The sequence below is a fragment of the Marinobacter sp. VGCF2001 genome, assembly GCF_049943275.1.
Lineage (GTDB): Bacteria > Pseudomonadota > Gammaproteobacteria > Pseudomonadales > Oleiphilaceae > Marinobacter.
Genome location: NZ_JBNFVX010000041.1, coordinates 1 through 1,186 on the forward strand (window position 1 = coordinate 1; position 1,186 = coordinate 1,186).

Sequence of the window (1,186 nt, forward strand, 5' to 3'; positions counted from 1 at the left end):
TGTCTAAAGAAAAATTTGAGCGCAGTAAGCCGCACGTAAACGTCGGCACCATCGGTCACGTTGACCATGGTAAGACCACTCTGACCGCAGCTCTGACTCGTGTTTGTCACGAAGTTTGGGGTACCGGTTCTGCCAGTGCCTTCGATCAGATCGATAACGCACCGGAAGAGAAGGCGCGTGGTATTACCATCGCGACTTCCCACGTAGAGTACGATTCTCCGACTCGTCACTACGCACACGTTGACTGCCCGGGCCACGCTGACTATGTGAAGAACATGATCACTGGTGCGGCGCAGATGGACGGCGCGATCCTGGTTTGCTCCGCAGCTGACGGCCCCATGCCGCAGACTCGTGAGCACATCCTGCTGTCCCGTCAGGTGGGTGTACCTTTCATCGTTGTGTTCCTGAACAAAGCGGACATGGTTGACGATGAAGAGCTGCTCGAGCTGGTTGAGATGGAAGTGCGTGATCTGCTGAGCCAGTACGACTTCCCGGGCGACGACACGCCGATCGTTACCGGTTCCGCGCTGATGGCGCTGGAAGGTAAGGACGACAACGAGATGGGTACTACCGCTGTCAAGAAGCTGGTAGAAGCCCTGGACGCCTATATCCCGGATCCTGAGCGTGCGATTGATCAGCCGTTCCTGATGCCGATCGAGGACGTCTTCTCCATCTCTGGTCGTGGTACTGTTGTGACCGGCCGTGTAGAGCGTGGTGTTATCAAGGTTGGTGAGGAGATCGAGATTGTTGGTATCAAGGATACCGTCAAGACGACCTGTACCGGCGTTGAGATGTTCCGCAAGCTGCTGGACGAAGGCCGTGCTGGTGAGAACGTTGGTGTTCTGTTGCGTGGTACCAAGCGTGACGACGTTGAGCGTGGCCAGGTTCTGTGTAAGCCGGGCACGATCAAGCCGCACACCAAGTTCGAGTGCGAAGTGTACGTACTGTCCAAAGAAGAAGGTGGTCGTCATACTCCGTTCTTCAAGGGCTATCGTCCGCAGTTCTACTTCCGGACCACAGACGTGACCGGTTCTTGCGAGCTGCCGGAAGGTGTTGAAATGGTAATGCCGGGTGACAACGTCAAAATGACGGTTACCCTGATCGCTCCGATCGCCATGGAAGATGGTCTGCGCTTCGCGATTCGCGAAGGTGGCCGTACCGTTGGTGCCGGCGTGGTTGCCAAGAT

At 56.3% G+C, this 1,186-nt stretch carries 1 protein-coding gene; it reads left to right on the forward strand.

Translation table 11 applies throughout. The annotated features are described in order from the left end of the window. A partial coding sequence (tuf, locus tag ACP2AU_RS16735; protein WP_426377348.1) for an elongation factor Tu occupies nt 1-1,186 on the forward strand: 1,186 nt, incomplete at both ends.